The 14,648-nt window shown below is 71.1% G+C and carries 10 protein-coding genes; all 10 read left to right on the forward strand.

The genetic code is table 11. From position 1 onward, the window contains the following. Positions 1–26 precede the first annotated feature (26 nt). Positions 27–1,088, forward strand: a complete 1,062-nt coding sequence (locus IE241_RS10155) for a hypothetical protein (RefSeq protein WP_190021350.1) — start codon at positions 27–29, stop codon at positions 1,086–1,088. Further along, entirely contained in the window at positions 1,085–2,212 is a 1,128-nt protein-coding gene (locus IE241_RS10160) for a hypothetical protein (RefSeq protein WP_190021351.1), read from the forward strand. Before IE241_RS10155 ends, IE241_RS10160 begins: the two co-directional genes overlap by 4 nt. Before the next feature lie 103 nt (positions 2,213–2,315). Next, entirely contained in the window at positions 2,316–4,073 is a 1,758-nt protein-coding gene (locus tag IE241_RS10165; RefSeq protein ID WP_190021352.1) for a hypothetical protein, read from the forward strand. A gap of 58 nt (positions 4,074–4,131) precedes the next feature. Further along, the gene (locus IE241_RS10170; RefSeq protein WP_190021353.1) at positions 4,132–7,017 is read left to right on the forward strand and encodes a M91 family zinc metallopeptidase; all 2,886 of its coding nucleotides are present in this window, start codon (positions 4,132–4,134) and stop codon (positions 7,015–7,017) included. A gap of 208 nt (positions 7,018–7,225) precedes the next feature. Further along, positions 7,226–7,681, forward strand: coding sequence for a hypothetical protein (locus IE241_RS10175; protein ID WP_190021354.1), 456 nt, complete (start codon positions 7,226–7,228; stop codon positions 7,679–7,681). Positions 7,682–7,752: 71 nt separating this feature from the next. Further along, the gene (locus IE241_RS10180; protein ID WP_190021355.1) at positions 7,753–9,012 is read left to right on the forward strand and encodes a PP2C family protein-serine/threonine phosphatase; all 1,260 of its coding nucleotides are present in this window, start codon (positions 7,753–7,755) and stop codon (positions 9,010–9,012) included. A 435-nt stretch (positions 9,013–9,447) separates the two neighbouring features. After that, entirely contained in the window at positions 9,448–11,190 is a 1,743-nt protein-coding gene (locus IE241_RS10185) for a mycolysin (protein WP_190021356.1), read from the forward strand. A 275-nt stretch (positions 11,191–11,465) separates the two neighbouring features. Beyond that, positions 11,466–12,428: a hypothetical protein gene (locus IE241_RS10190; RefSeq protein WP_190021357.1), complete on the forward strand. Its 963-nt coding sequence runs from the start codon at positions 11,466–11,468 to the stop codon at positions 12,426–12,428. Then, positions 12,361–13,089: a hypothetical protein gene (locus IE241_RS10195; RefSeq protein ID WP_229899043.1), complete on the forward strand. Its 729-nt coding sequence runs from the start codon at positions 12,361–12,363 to the stop codon at positions 13,087–13,089. The genes IE241_RS10190 and IE241_RS10195 overlap by 68 nt, the downstream gene beginning before the upstream one ends. Then, the gene (locus IE241_RS10200) at positions 13,086–14,381 is read left to right on the forward strand and encodes a nucleotidyl transferase AbiEii/AbiGii toxin family protein (protein WP_190021358.1); all 1,296 of its coding nucleotides are present in this window, start codon (positions 13,086–13,088) and stop codon (positions 14,379–14,381) included. Before IE241_RS10195 ends, IE241_RS10200 begins: the two co-directional genes overlap by 4 nt. The last annotated feature ends 267 nt before the right edge of the window (positions 14,382–14,648 follow it).

Consider the following 14,648-nt stretch of genomic DNA (forward strand, 5'->3'; position numbering starts at 1 on the left):
CCGCAAGCACCCAAGGAAACGCCACCATGAGCACCCACCTCGGCGGCACCAGCCGCCTGACCTACAGCCTGGCCACCGTCCCGGCCCCGCTGGCCACCGGCCGGCCGGCCCACATCGACATCGTCGTGTCCAACTCGGGCACCGAGGCCGTCCTGTGCAAGCAGATCCTCCTCGTGCTCCCCACCGGCGACCTCGCCCAGGACCTCGTACCCGCGGGCCACCGCGTCGTCGCCACCGTCGAACCGAGCGACCAGTGGACCACTGACGAGATCGAGAGCGGGGTTCTCCTCACCCTGCCCCAGGACGAGATGGCGGCCTTCGCCCCGGGCGGCACGCCCGTCACGGTCCGCCCCGCCACCGGCGAGTCCGTCTCCCTCACCACGCACGGACTCCTCCTGCGCCTCAAGGACTTCAAGGCCAACGCCCTCGCGGGCACGGCCCTGCTGCGCATCCGGGAGACCGTGAGCGTCGACAACGGCCAGACCTGGGAGACCAACCAGCTCGTCCTCCCGCTCGCCAAGTACCCGCCGGCCGAAGCCCTCACGGCCGACGTGGTCGGCGACCTCGTCCTCCGCAAGGACGACTTCAACGACAACCCCGGCTCCGCCCCCGTCACTCTGCTCACGTCGGACCAGAAGGCCGTCCTCACTTGGACCGCACCGTCCGACGCGACCTGCGTCGTCTACTACGGCGACGGCCAGTTCTCCGAGCCGCTCAGCGGCCGGGACAAGTGGGAGTTCCCTGTCACCGGCCTCACCCGCGACACCCAGTTCCAGGTCCGGGTGACGCTGCAGCGATCCGGTGAGACGATCACGCACCACCTGTCGACGGCCGTCGCCGTCGCGGAGCCCGTCCTCCCGCATCTGACGGTCGGAGCCCTGCACGGGGAAGCGGGCACGCTCACCGTGCACGACGCCGTGGTCGCGAAGAAGAACCTCTCCGTCGAGGCGGAGGTCACCGTGACGGGCAACCTCACCGTCGGCAAGGACATGAACGTCACCGGCGCCGTCGACGCGACCGGCGACATCACGACCGACGCGCAGTTCCTCGACCCCAAGGGCACGCCGCTGCGGGGGAAGCTCGCATGACCGGAAAAGTCACCATCGGCGGACGCCTCAAGGCCACGGGAGACATCGCGGCCGACGGCCGCCTGAGGATCCGCACCTCAGCGGACAGCGGTAGCCAGGCCTTCTCCTACAACGACTCGGACGACAAGCGGACGTTCATCGTCCCCGACCGCGTCACCATCCTCTCGCTGCACCTCCAGGGTGCCGGGGGCAATGATGCCGACGGGGTGAGCGGGGGCAAGGGCGCCGACATCCAAGCCCTGCTCTACGTCACTCCCGGAGACGTCATCGGCGTCCGCGTCGCCCGATACGGGGCAGCGGCGGCCTCGGCGCAGGTCTTCCACCGCGACACGCTGATCGCGGGGGCGGGGAGCGGTGGAGACGCGGGCGCGGCGGGCAGCTGGGGTCACACCGGAGGCGGAGGCGGCGACGGCGGCCAGGGCACGAACGACGGCTTCGCACATGGCGGTTCCGGTGGCTCCGGAGGGAAGGGGGGCCGGGGTGGCGCCGGTGGGGACGCCGGGGACATCACCGCCGCCGACGCTCCCGTCGCTTCCGGCCGACCGGGCAGCCCGGGGTCGGCCGGAAGCGACGGCAACGGTGGTGAACGCGGCGGCAACGGCTGGAAGTGGGGCGCGTACAACCCTGGTCTCGGCGGAAGCGGAGGAGGCGGGGGAACGGCCTCCAGCGGCGGCAAAGGCAGCGCCGGGGAAGCCGACGCCGGCAATGGAAGCAACGGAAGCGGACAGCAGGGTGGTGCCGGGGGATCCGGGACATCGGGCTACGCCCCCGGCGGCGCTGGTGGCTCGGGTGGCGCCGGTGGCGCCGGTGGCCGGGGAGGCCGGTCCGGTGCCAACGGGAGCGTGCAGGCCCGGGCAGCCGACGGAGGTACAGGGCAGGCCGGTTTCGGTGGTGGCGGTGGTGGCGGCGGAAGCTGGGGTGGGGGCGCCCAATTTCTCGGGCACTCCGGAGGCGGTGCGGGCGGCGGTGGCGGCGGAGGTGCCGGCGGCCAGGGCGGGCACGGCGGAACCGGCGGCGACAGCTACTTCGACGCCGGCAAGGCCACGCTGGTCTCCTCCGATGTGGGCAACACCGGCGCGGCGAAGGTCACCATCGCGTGGGGAAACCACGTGTTCCCCGCGTGAACCTGACCGCTGTGACCAGGGTTCTCCCCCACCGAACGCACACCACTGTGAGTCACACCATGCAACACCAAGTGGCTTACACATATTGAGACGGGATTCGGCAATGCCATTGTCCGTTGAGGACATCACCGAGAGGGCGCGGAACGGAAGTCTGCGGCTCAAGGCCGAGGAGTTCACCGACCCCGCGGTCCGTGACGCGTTCTCCACGTATCTCGGATCCTCCGAACTGGACTTCTCGGACGCAGAATTCAGCGCGGAGAGCATGACGGTCCGGGGGCGCTGCACCGTGCCCGCCCTCGGACCGGAGCCGTGCCCGGTAGTGGCGGAGTTCCTGGCCGGCGCCTCGGGCAGGACGGTCGTGGGGTTCGTCCTGGTCGTGGACGCCCCGAAGTGGCGGCTGCCCGAGCCCTTCCCCGCATACGACCTGAGTCCGCTTCAGGCTCTGGGGGCGCAGTCGCCCGTCGTCGTACTCGACGCCACCCCCCGTACGGACAAGGAAACGGAGCAGGAGCGGACACCGGTCGTCGCGGGAGCCCGGTGGGAGCTGCCCGGCCTCGACGAGCCGGTGCTGTTCCTCACCTCGATACACGAGGGCGCGTTCACGGTGTCCGCCCGCTTCCCCGACGGGCTCTCCCTGCCGTCCTTGCGGTATGTGGCGGACCTACCGGGCTGCACGGGCGCGGACGCCGTCACCGACCACTTCCCCGCGGAGTGGCAGGGGCTCCTCGCCTCGGCGCTGCCCGCGCTCCGTGAAGTCACCCTCTCGTACACCCCCGGGGACGGGCGGGTGACCGGAGAACTCGAGGTTGATCTGGCCGACGAATGGCCGCTGCTGGCGGGAGTGACGCTCGGCCAGGTCCGTGCGCGGATCGCCTTGGACTCCGCCGCCCGGCAGAACGGCCGGGGAGGGCTGTCGGTCGAGCTGAGCGCACACCTGTCCGTGGGCGGACTGGAAAGCGCCGTCACGATCGACCTGCCGGCCTTGACCGCGCACGGCGAACTCGCCGACGGCAGCGGCCTCTTCGAGCGTGCCGCTCCGGACCTCGGCGAGAACGGCTTGGGACGGCTCTCCTTCCTGTGTGACCTCCGGGAAGGCACCTTCGTGGTCGCGGGAGAGCTCCTGAGCCCCTTGGAGATCGCGGGCGTACGGATCGAGGACCAGACGGTCCTGGTGTCCGGCAGCGTGGCCGGGATCCGCGAGGACCGGGCGCTCGAGGTCTCCCTGGCGGGCACGCTCGTCGTGGGCGGGACCCGGATCGGGGTGAAGGCCGCCAGGAGCGCCCAGGGCTGGGGGCTCACCGTGGAGGCGGACCGCATCGCCTTCCGCGACATCAGCGCCTGGACCGAGCAGGCCATGGGCAGCGGCCTGCCCGCCTCCCTGGGGGAGCTGACGTTGCAGGAACTGTGCTTCGAGGTCGTCCCCACACCCTCCGGACGGCTGTTCGCCGCGGCCGGATCCGCCGAGTTCCCCCTGCCCGCCGGACTGCGGGCCCGCGCCCACCTCACGACGCGGATCAGCACCGGGGACGGCCCGTCCGGCGTCGAGGCCACCGGCTCCCTGCTCCTCAGCGGCCCAGAGTCGTCGCTGATGGAGCTGGACCTCGTGGCGGACAAGGATCCGGACGCGACGAGCTGGACCGCGACCTGGGCCGCCCAGGAAGGCATCACGCTCGGGGAAGCGCTCGCCCCCCTCCTGCCCGCGACGGGCTCGCCGACGGCTGGGCTGCCGAACCTGCTGCCAGCCGTCGAGAAGATCTCGCTGCGGTACACCGCGCCGACGGCGGCCGGCGCCGCCCCCTCCCTGGTCCTGACCACCGACACCCGCCAGCAGGCGCGTGCCGTCCTGGTCGTCACGGACTGAATCTCAGCGGACTCCCGAACCGAATCCCCGCGGACTCCCCGAAAGGAAACATCCCGTCATGCGTCGCCTCACAGGGCTCGACCCTGCCCGTCTGACACCACCGCAGCCGGTCCGGGCGGCCGCGGAGTCGCCCATCGAGATCGCCTGGCTCGGCGGCAAGCCGCTCCCCCTCACCGTGATACGGCCCGGCATCGCCGTGTGCCCCGACCCGGACGCACTCGACGTACGCGACGACACCTCCAACCCCGAGCCCGGCCTCGAGCTGGACGACGAGGACTACGCAGGGGAGATCGACTTCCTGCTCCGGCGGATCGAGTCCTCCGAAGCGGGCAAGCGCCTCGTCGAGTTCCTGGGCAACGCCCGGCCGCTGCCCGACCCGGACGGCACCTACGGCGGGCCGGAGGACTGGGACGCGGGCATCAGCACGCGGGTCCTGTGCCGCCACGGCGGCTCCCGGAATAACGGTCGAACGCCGAAGCAGCCGAAGCAGCGGGACCTCGCGGGGATCAACGTCATCATCACGCAGGCCACGGACGGCAAGCCCGCCCAGTGGTCGCTGAACTCCAGGCTCAAGGGACCGCTCTACAACGGCCGGGGCGTGTACTCCATCGTGTCCTTCCACCCCCGGGTGTTGCTGCTCTCCGACGACGTCGCCACGGCCCCCGAGGTGACCCTCGCGCACGAGCTGATCCACGCCGCGCACGCCCTGGCCGGGACCATGGACGACACGGGTCACGACGACGACGAACGCGCCAGGGTCCGGCAGGCCGCGTTGGCCGAGACCGAGCGGCTGTTCCGCGAGAGGTACGGCACCGGCCACGCGGTCAGCATGCAGGACCCGGGCCCGGTGAACGTACGCGGCAGCGGGAAGTCCGAGACGCGCCAGGAGCGCGAGGCGTTCTACAAGGCGACACTCGGCGAGCTGTCCCTGAGATACCTCTACCCCCTCCCGGTCGCGGAGACGGACCGGGGACTCGTCGTGCTGCGCGGCATGAACTGGGAGGAGATCCGCACCCACGGCAGCGACGTGGCCCTGGAGTGGATCGACGGCGTGGTGGAGCGGCACAAGGGCCGTCGCATCTCGCCCTCCCCGGCCGAAGTACGAGCCGAGCGCGTGGCCTTCGACCACCACGCCCGCGCGGTCGTGCGCGCCGGCAGGCGGGACGCCGACGGCCTCGCCGCCTTGCGCGACGCCGCCGCCACCTGGCAGCAGCGCACGCGCGTGCGCGGGGTCACCGAGGTCGCCATCGCCCGCGACCTGGGATTCCGGCACCGCATCGCCTACGTCGCACTGACGAGGATGGAGCGCGTGCACCACCTGGCCGTGCCCCGCAAACGGATCCCCCACCGTCTCTTCGCCGGGGCGAGCAGCTTCGTCTACAAGCGCGACGTCTCCTCCCTGAACGCGCTGGCAACGTTCCTGAGTACCGTCGACCGGGCCGCCGCGTTCCAGGTGTGGGACCACCGGGACAAGATCGGAGCCGCCGGCCTGGAGCAGGGCTACCTGGTCGAACAGCGCGCGTGCCATCGCAGCCCGGGCAGTCCGGTCGAAACCTCCCGGCCCCAGTGGACGAGCCCCGACAGCCTGCCCGAGGAGCAGCGGAAGCAGGCCGGGGTGATCGTCAACCGGGTCCGGCCCAAGACCCCGGCCACCGGCAAGGCGCCCTGGGAACTGATCACCGACGTGTACGAGGGACAGGCGGTCGGCAGTCCCGAACCCCTCAAGGGGGGCGTGGGCTTCGTCGCCATGGTCCCGGCCAAGGTCGACGACCACCGGAAGCTGCTCACCCTGGCGCGCCTCTACCGCGACGAGGCCACCGAGACCCGGCACGGGTGCGCGCTCGTCATCGGGCTCAACGAGGGCTATCCCTACGGCGAGAGCGATACCAAACGCGCGGAACGCGTCGCACGGCAGCGGAAGATCATCGACGACTTCACCAAGGCCTGGCGGCAGGAGAAACCCGGTTTTCCGGTCGCCGTCCTGTCCTTCCTCTGGTGCGCGCCCAAGGGCAAGGCGAGCCTCAGCGATCAGAAGACCATCCCCTACGGCGCCATACGGCAGACCATCGCCGGGAGCAGCCGGGCGCAGGAGTTCGCGAAGGCGTTGTACGCCGACGGCGGGGAAGGCCAGCAGATCTACTTCCACACCGGCGACGCCGATGTGATCTCGCTCAGGACTCCCGACGGCACCCCCCTGTTCGACGCGGCGGCGGCCCGGCTGCAGGAGGGAAAGTGGCCCGACCTCTTCAGCGGAGGCTACCGCCTCCCCGAGAGCGGCGACCCGCGCGTGGACATCGCCACCGCGATGGACCGGGATGTCCGCGTCGCGATGGCGAAGGCCGACCCCAGGACCGTCTACTTCCCGGAGCCCAACACGTTCGTCAAGCTCCTGGACGGCCTCACCCGCCTGGAGGACGGCGTCACCTTCGGCACGGGCGACCAGGAAGGAGAGAAGCTGGCGGAATCGCTCGGGAACCTCCGCGGCGAGGACAAGGACAAGAGGGTGTTCGCCCCCGGCTGCTCCGTCGTCACCGACGGCGACAGGCTCGTCAAGGCCATCCTGGGCACGCCCACAACAGGTCCCGTCAGCGGCCGCGTCGTCGCGCTCCGCCAGTCCTACACCCAGAGCCATGCCCGCCGTGAGGAGTGGCGCAAGCGCGTCCTCAACTTCTACAAGGTGGCGCCTGATGCGGCGCTGGGCCTGTCGGATCTCGTCTTCGGCGTTCCGGACGACACCAAGCTGGCGAAACTCGCCGGAATGGACCCGGCATCGTTCGAGCAGTACGTCACCAAGGAGAGAGGGGCGGAGCTCTTGAAGAGCATCAAGGAGAAGAACCTCGACGCCCCTCTCCGCGCCCAGCCCTCGCTCGGCACCATCATCAACGGCACCCACCAGGCCCTGCTGCGCAACTACGTCGACGCGTATCGTCGGCTGCCGCACTGAGCACGGAACGAGCGGGTCACCGGCCCGTAGAGCTTGTCGATCCTCGGATTGCGGGAATCCCCAGGAGTGGTTTGATGGGATTAACTGTGGTATGAGTGCGGGCCGAGAACTGGAGGCGCCGCCGAGCTGCAGTAGCTGGTGCGCGCAGCGTCCTGTCCGGCCTGCCTCGACCACGAGCGCCTCGACTACCTCGGCAGAGGAGGCGATCATGACGCGGACGATGTACGACGCGGTGACGCCCAGCAAGATTCCAGCGCATGCAAAGATGGTGGCCGGGTATGTAGACGGTCATTTCGCGAACATGGGAGAAATGGCGACGCGGTTCCCGAACGCGACCCGTGTGTCGATCGCGATCAGCCACAACACCAAGGCACAGGTGCTGGACGTGGAGGACGGCGCCTCCTCACCGGAAGGCGCAGTCCAGTGGTGCACCCACACCATGGCTGCTACACCCAACAAGAAGCTGACGGTTTACTGCAACGCCTCCACCTGGCCCGAGGTGCGCGCAGCGTTCCACAAACACGGAGTCACCGAGCCGAATTACTGGGTGGCGCGCTACGACGGCGTTCCCTCGATCCCGGCCGGCGCCATCGCCAAGCAGTACGAAAACACCCCTGGGTTCGACAGGTCGGTGGTGGCGGACGACTGGCCCGGTGTGGACTGAGACGTCGCCCGTACCTGCGGCAGTCGCCCAGCCCCCCGGCAGGCCGCGAGTGGGCGGTCGGCCGGCACGACATGAGGGAGGCCGGGATCGGTGTGAGACTGGGATCGGAAGGGGTGATCCCCGTGCCGGACCCACCGCATGCGTCCGCCGGCCCCGACGCCGCCGTCGACGAGAACCGGCTGGAAGAGCTGATCGTCGAGGCGCAGACGGCCCTGCCGTTCGAACTGCCCGACCTGGCGAACCGGTGCGCCTCGGCCCTCGGCCTGGGCACCGCACTGATCTACCTCGTCGACCTGCAGCAACAGCTGCTGATCCCGCTCGACGAGACCTTGGAGCCGCTTCCGGTGGAGCGTTCGCTGGCCGGCTGGGCGTACCGCACGGTCACTCCGCGCGTGGCCGATGCCGGCGACGACGTGATGGTCTGGATGCCCTTGGTCGACGGTGCGGAGCGGCTGGGCGTGCTGGCCGTGCGGACGCCCTCGCTCGACGGGGTGCGGATGCGCCGCAGCCGGATGCTGGCCTTCCTGTTCGCCATGCTGATCACCTCCAAGCGCGCCTACAGCGACTGGCTCGCCGCCCGCGCCCGCACCTCGACCATGCGGTTGCCCACAGAGATGCTGCGGGCCTTCCTGCCGTCCCACACCATCGGCAGCAGCAGGTGCGTCTCGACCGCGGTCCTGGAGCCGGCGTACGACGTCGCCGGCGACGCCTTCGACCACTCGGTGGTCAAGGACATACTGCACACCATGATCCTCGACTCCATGGGTCACGATCTGAACTCCGGCCTGACCACGTCGGTCGCCATGGCGGCGGCGCGGAACGCCCGCCGCGGCGGTGGCGACCTTGCCGACGTCGTCGGCTCCGTGGACCAGGCGCTCGCCCAGTGGCTCCCCGACCATTTCTGCACCGGCGTGCTGTGCCGGCTCGACGCGCTCACCGGGGAGCTGCGCTGGGTGAACTGCGGTCATCCCCCACCACTGCTGATCCGGGCCGAGCGGGTGCTCGGCGGGGTGCTGGACAGCCCTCCTCAGCCGCCGATCGGCCTGGCCGGCCAATTCGCACCGGCAGCCCGGCAGGTCCACGAAACGACACTGGAACCGGGCGACTGCGTCCTGCTCTACACCGACGGCGTCGTGGAAGCCCGCGACGCGGACGGTGCGGAGTTCGGCCTTGACCGGTTCACCGACTTCATCATCCGCTCCTCCGCTGCCGGCCAGCGCCCGGCCGAAGTCCTGCGGCTGCTCATCCACGCCATCCTCGACTACCAGCGCAACCAGCTGCGGGACGACGCGACCATCCTGCTCTTCGAATGGCGCCCGCAGTACTGGTAGTGCGGCATCGAGACTGGCAGCGCGGCATCAAGCTGAGCATCCGAACGGGCCCCACTGAACTGCCCGGCCCCGGCCGGATTCCTGCAGGGAGACGCCCCCTCCTTCCCAGGAACTCCCCGCGCACACCCCGTCCCTGAATTCGGACGGTCCCATGCGCGTAAGCGGATGCGGCATCAGAACCACTACCGCCGACCGTTCCTGAGACGCCACCGGTCACGCGGGTCTACCACCTTCGACGGGCCACACCACGAGGACACACCGCCACAGCCGTGACATGCACAAGCCATGAGGTATATGGTTCCGGCCACTGTTACCCACGGTGTTGCTGTGGCCAATAGCTGATCGCTGCAGTGGCCCGGGGTCAGTACACAACCCCCCTCACAGCTCTGCCGACGTGCACCGAATCGGCCGTGCACGTCGCAGGAAGGCATGCCCATGTCCCGAATACGGCCTCGCATACGGCCTCGCATACGGCTCCGGAGATCCGCCGCCCTGACCGCGACGGCAGGCGCACTCGCCTGCCTGGCAGCTGTCGCCGTTCCGTCCACCTCCGCGGCCGCCCCCACCCACGGCGACGCCTGTACGATCCGCCCCGCGGAGAAGAACTCCCAGGCACCGCTCAGCTGTCTCGGCGTCACTGCCTCCCTCGACCGCCTGCCCGCCGTCGGCGAACGGGCCACCCTCACCGTGAACGTCAAGGCGCAGACCGGCGTCGAGCACGCCGGCCTGTCCGTCCAACTGCCGCCCGCACTCGAGATGACGGGCGGGAACTCCGGGTTCGCCGCTCCCACGACGGACACCTTCGGTCAGCGCACCAGCCGGATACTCGCCCTCACCCCCGGCACCCGGACTCTCACGCTTCAGGTCAAAGCGGTCGCCTCCGGCCCCGTCCAGATCCAGGCGGACATCAGCGACATCGACCGCCCCGACCCGAGCCGCGCCGGACACGGCTCGGTGGAGATCACCGTCGGCAAGACCAAGGGCTCTTCCGCCAAGGGCATCTCCATCACCAAGGCCGACGCGACCTCGGCCCACGGACCCATGCCCGACGGCCGCAAGGCACGCCCGGTCGCTCCCAAGGCCCCTGCCCCCGCCCCCGCCCCTTCATCCGGCTCAGGCCCGTCCTCGCCCCGCGCCACCGCCTCGGCCGGCGCCACCGCACAGGTCTGCGTCAGCGGCGCCTACCGCAACCGCTTCCAGTCCGCTGAGGGCGGCAGCTGGAACGGCAAGGCCGACCGGGACGAGCCGGTCAGCAACGCCAACATCACCCTGTGGGGCAAGCCCACCGCCAACAGCGGTACGCAGAAGCTCGCCACGGGGATGACCGGCAACGGCAACGGCACGTTCAACCTCTGCTACTCCCCCACCACCTCCGTCACCTCCAAGGTCTGGGTGGAGTTCCAGACGCAGGCGGGCGGCATGTGGTCCGTGGTCGACGGCAACGGCCGCCTCTACACCACCGCCACCTATTCGCTGGACAACATCTCCCGCAGCACCAGCCTCGGCAACGTGTACGCCAACGCCGGGCAGAGCCGGGCCTGGCACGCCCTCGACACCCTCAACAAGCTGTGGTGGAACAGAGGGTCCACCACCACCTGCTGGGCCGGCAGTCAGCAGGGCGACCGCTGCACCCCCATCACCGTCCAGTGGTACCCCGGCTCCACCGACGGGACGTACTGGACCGCCGGCGAGGACAAGATCCACCTCGCGGACAACGACCCCGACTCCGAGCACACCACCGTCCACGAGGCGGGCCACGCCCTCATGGGCAAGCTCTACAAGGGCTGGTGGCCGAACGTCACCAACTGCTCGCCCCACTACGTCAACCGCACATCCTCCACCAGCTGCGGCTGGACCGAGGGCTTCGCCAACGCGGTGGCGTTCCACACCTTCAACGACACCACCTACTACTGGGGCAACGGCAGCTCCCTGAACCTCGCCAATGACCGCACCACGACCGGCATCGACGCAAGCGACGCCTGCGAGGCCCGCGTCGCCACCGCGCTGGTCGACCTGTGGTCCCAGATCGACGGCGGGTGGACGAAGAGCAACACCATGATGACCAGGACCTGGCAGTCCAGCTTCCGCGAGTACTTCCTCACCGACCGGCCCGACTACGGCCTGGACACCGGCGCCAAGGCCAGGAACATCCTCTACAACCACACCATCCAGTACTGATCGATCAGCACCTGCACGGCAAGCTCGTGCGCCCGTTCCCACCCCCCGTGCCGTGACCGCCCTGGTCCCGGCACGGGGACGTCCCACAGGTCCTGGGCGGGACGCAGGAGTTCGAAGGCGAATGCTCCCGCCGCTGCCGTGCGGCGGGACCGGGGCGACCGCCCCGCCGCGCTGAACGCGCAATGGCACCGCCTGGCGGTCGAGCACGGGCTGATCGGCGAAGACGGCACCTTCCTCATCGACGTCGCCACGAGGACAAGGCCCGGCTTGTCGTCGTGGACCGCGTCGAGGAGCACCGCGAAGCCGCAGCGCAGGCCGAGGCGCGGGAGACCCCCGAGGAGCGGGAAGCCGCCTGGGACGCCCTGTTCCGCCGGCTCACGCCCACCGAGCGGCTGCGCCGGGAGTGGGCGAACGGGCTGGCGTTCAACGAGGCGGCGGACGAGGAGGTGCTGACGCGGCTGACGGGCCTGACGTCGCACCACTTCTGGCGCGACCTCCCGGCCGCAGTGATCGACGCAGCCGTCGACCACCCGTCGTGGAGGGTGCGCGGCGCACTCGTCGGCGACCCCGACCCCCGCGTCCGCGCCGAGGCCGCCCTGCTGCCCGGCCTGCGCGCCTCCCTCGCCTCGAACCCCCACCTGGACCCGGACCTCGTCACCGCCCTCGCCGACGACGAGGACGACGGCGTACGGTTCCAGGTGTCGGTACGGCCCGACCTGACCGAGGAGCAGCGCGCCGCCGTCCGCGTCGACATCGACCCGAGCGGCATACGCCGGGAGCTCGCATGGGTCAGGGCGCTCCACGGCGACCCCGAGGCCATGCGCCGCTGCGCGGCCTCCTCCCGCCTGCTGGTGCGCAGCGGCGCCGCCCGCGCCAAGCGCCTTCCCCCGGACGCCGTTGCGCTGCTCGCCCGGGACGAGGACCGCGTCGTGCGCCTCTTCCTCGCCGAATTCTGCGACGACGCCCCGGCCGACATGCTCCTGGAGGTGTGGAGCTGGTGGAGCGGCAGCCTCTCCCATCCCGGACGGCCTCGCACGCACCCGAACTTCCCGCGCCGGGGCCTCCTCCGCTACGCCGAGGTGGCGGGCGCCGGGTCCGCCGCTCAGGAGGGCGGGCGGGCGGCGTCGAAATTCCGGGAGGCCGCCCCTGCCCACCTGCGATCATGTGCCGGTGATACCGAGCACCACCGCACCCGCGCCCGCACCCGCGCCCTCCCTGATACCGGCCTTCGCCGGTGACTTCGAGGCCCATCTGACCGTCCTCCCGCCCGCGACCACCGGGGCCGACCAGGCCCTCCAGCGGTACGCGGCGGCCCACGGGATGAAGTTCACCGACATTCTGCTGGACCGCGGCCGCACTCCAAGCCAGCCGATGCTCACCCTGCGCCGGTCCGGCGCGCTGCCGGACGTGCGAGGGGCGGTGAACGGCGCGGCCCGGGGGCTGAACGGCGCCGGGTTCACGGTCGTACGGACGAAGATCGAGGCGGCCCCGTGGGCCGACGGGGTGCCGGAGACCGACGCGGAGGCGGCGGTTCTCGGGGCGCGCTACTACTTTGAGCACCACCTGAAGCTGCTGCTCACCCCCGGTGCGGACCTCGTGGCGCTGGCCGGCCTCGCCGCCGCCCACCGCGCGCACTTGTCGCGCAACGCCCGCCGGGTGCGCGCCGACGGCCGCGCCGAGCGGTTCGTCACCCAGCGCTGCCGCGCGGTCGGGCGCCGGACGGCCGGGGCCCGGCTCGACGCCCTGGTGGCGGCCGTGCGGGCCGGCAGGCACACCGTCATCTCCGAGGAGCGGGAGTTCGTCGTCCACGACAGCGACGAGTCGCTCGACGCGGGCTGGATCGACGAGACCGGCGCCATCGGTGGCGCGGGCCGGGACGGAGAGGGGACGGGCGCATGACGACGACACCGTGGGAGCGGTTCCGGTACGGGCCGTGGGACGCCGAAGTGGTCGTCCCCCAGCTGCCGCCGGAGGAGGAGACCCGGGCGAAGCGGGACCTTCCCCGAACGCTCCTCCCCGTGCCGGGCGAAGGCGTGGTCCAGCACCCGGTGTACGACCCGGCGGCCAACCACCACGCGCTGGGCATGCGGCTGAGCGAGCCCGAGTTCACCGACCCGGGAACCGGCGACGCCTGGTACACCGCCCGGCGCCGCGCCCTCGGCCTCACCCTCGCGGCGGTCGCGGACACCCCGTGGGCGGAGCACCTGGTGCTGCGCGGGAGCGTGCTGCTCAAGGCGTGGTTCGGGGACGCCGCCAGGGAGCCGGGCGACCTGGACTTCGTCGTCGTGCCCGACACCTGGCAGCTCGGCGACGCCCGTACCAACACGATGCTGGAGGAGATCGCCCGGGCCGCCGAGGAACGCTCGCGGAAGGCCGGGAGCCCGGTGCGGTTCGACGCGGCGGGCGCGGTGAGCGACGAGATCTGGACGTACGACCGAGTGCCGGGTCGCCGCCTCGTCCTGCCCTGGACGGCCGTCGCGGACGGTGTGCCGCCCGGCACCGTCCAGCTCGACTTCGTCTTCAACGAGACCCTGCCCGCCCCGCCCGTACGGACCGAGGTACTCCCCGGGGTGCCGATGCCGGCGGCGAGTCCGGAGCTCTCCCTCGTATGGAAGCTCCTGTGGCTGGTGACGGACATGCACCCCGAGGCCAAGGACCTCTACGACGCCGTGCTGCTCGCGGAACACGTCCGTGTCCCGTACCCGCTCCTGGAGCGGGTGCTGGCAGAGGCGGACGAGCCCGCGAATCTCAGCTGCATCCTCTACCACGCGACCGAGGCCGACTGGGACGAGTTCGCCAAGGACCACGCGGCCCTCGCCGAGCACGGGGAGGCCTGGCTGACGCGCCTGATCGTCGCCCTCGCCCCGGGGTTCCACCCGGAGGAGGACGACACCTACGCGCAACTGGCCGCGGCCTTCGTCCACACCACGGACATCCTCCGGGGCGAGCGCGAGGCGGGCGGCACGGCAGCCGTCGAGGAGTGGCTCGCCGCGCGTTCGCTGCACTGCATCGAGGCGCTCGTGGCAGTCCGTGAACTCCTCGGCCGCGAGGAGCACACCCTCGACGAGGCCGCGGAGGTGCTGGCGTCCTTCCGTGAGACGCGCGACGACCGTCCGCGTCACCTTTACCGGAACGGCTGGCGCGGCGACGCTTTCCGGACCGCCGCCCGCCTGGGGGCCGCTGGCACCTGATGATGCCGTGCGACCGAGCCGAACCTCGTCCACGACGAGGGCCTCTTCGTCGGCGACCTCGGCCGACGAACCCTGCCTGATCCTGGGAAGCCGGGTGACACCGGCGGCCGCGTAGCCGGTCCGGGCGGCCCTGCTGGAAGCACGCCCGCAGGGCTGAGCACCCGCCAGCTCGTCGCCGCCACCCGTATGACGCCGTGGAAAGCCGCGCGCGGAATCGAGCATCTGCGGGACATCGGCGCGGCCGAGCACTTGACCCCGACCCTCGGC

The organism is Streptomyces hiroshimensis (genome assembly GCF_014650335.1).
In the GTDB taxonomy this organism is placed as follows: Bacteria; Actinomycetota; Actinomycetes; order Streptomycetales; family Streptomycetaceae; genus Streptomyces; species Streptomyces hiroshimensis.

Coding starts and splice junctions, on each gene's coding strand:
- IE241_RS10155 (WP_190021350.1), top strand. CDS start 27: ATGAGCACCCACCTCGGCGGCACCAGCCGCCTGACCTACAGCCTGGCC.
- IE241_RS10175 (WP_190021354.1), top strand. CDS start 7,226: ATGACGCGGACGATGTACGACGCGGTGACGCCCAGCAAGATTCCAGCG.
- IE241_RS10170 (WP_190021353.1), top strand. CDS start 4,132: ATGCGTCGCCTCACAGGGCTCGACCCTGCCCGTCTGACACCACCGCAG.
- IE241_RS10185 (WP_190021356.1), top strand. CDS start 9,448: ATGTCCCGAATACGGCCTCGCATACGGCCTCGCATACGGCTCCGGAGA.
- IE241_RS10200 (WP_190021358.1), top strand. CDS start 13,086: ATGACGACGACACCGTGGGAGCGGTTCCGGTACGGGCCGTGGGACGCC.
- IE241_RS10160 (WP_190021351.1), top strand. CDS start 1,085: ATGACCGGAAAAGTCACCATCGGCGGACGCCTCAAGGCCACGGGAGAC.
- IE241_RS10180 (WP_190021355.1), top strand. CDS start 7,753: ATGAGGGAGGCCGGGATCGGTGTGAGACTGGGATCGGAAGGGGTGATC.
- IE241_RS10165 (WP_190021352.1), top strand. CDS start 2,316: ATGCCATTGTCCGTTGAGGACATCACCGAGAGGGCGCGGAACGGAAGT.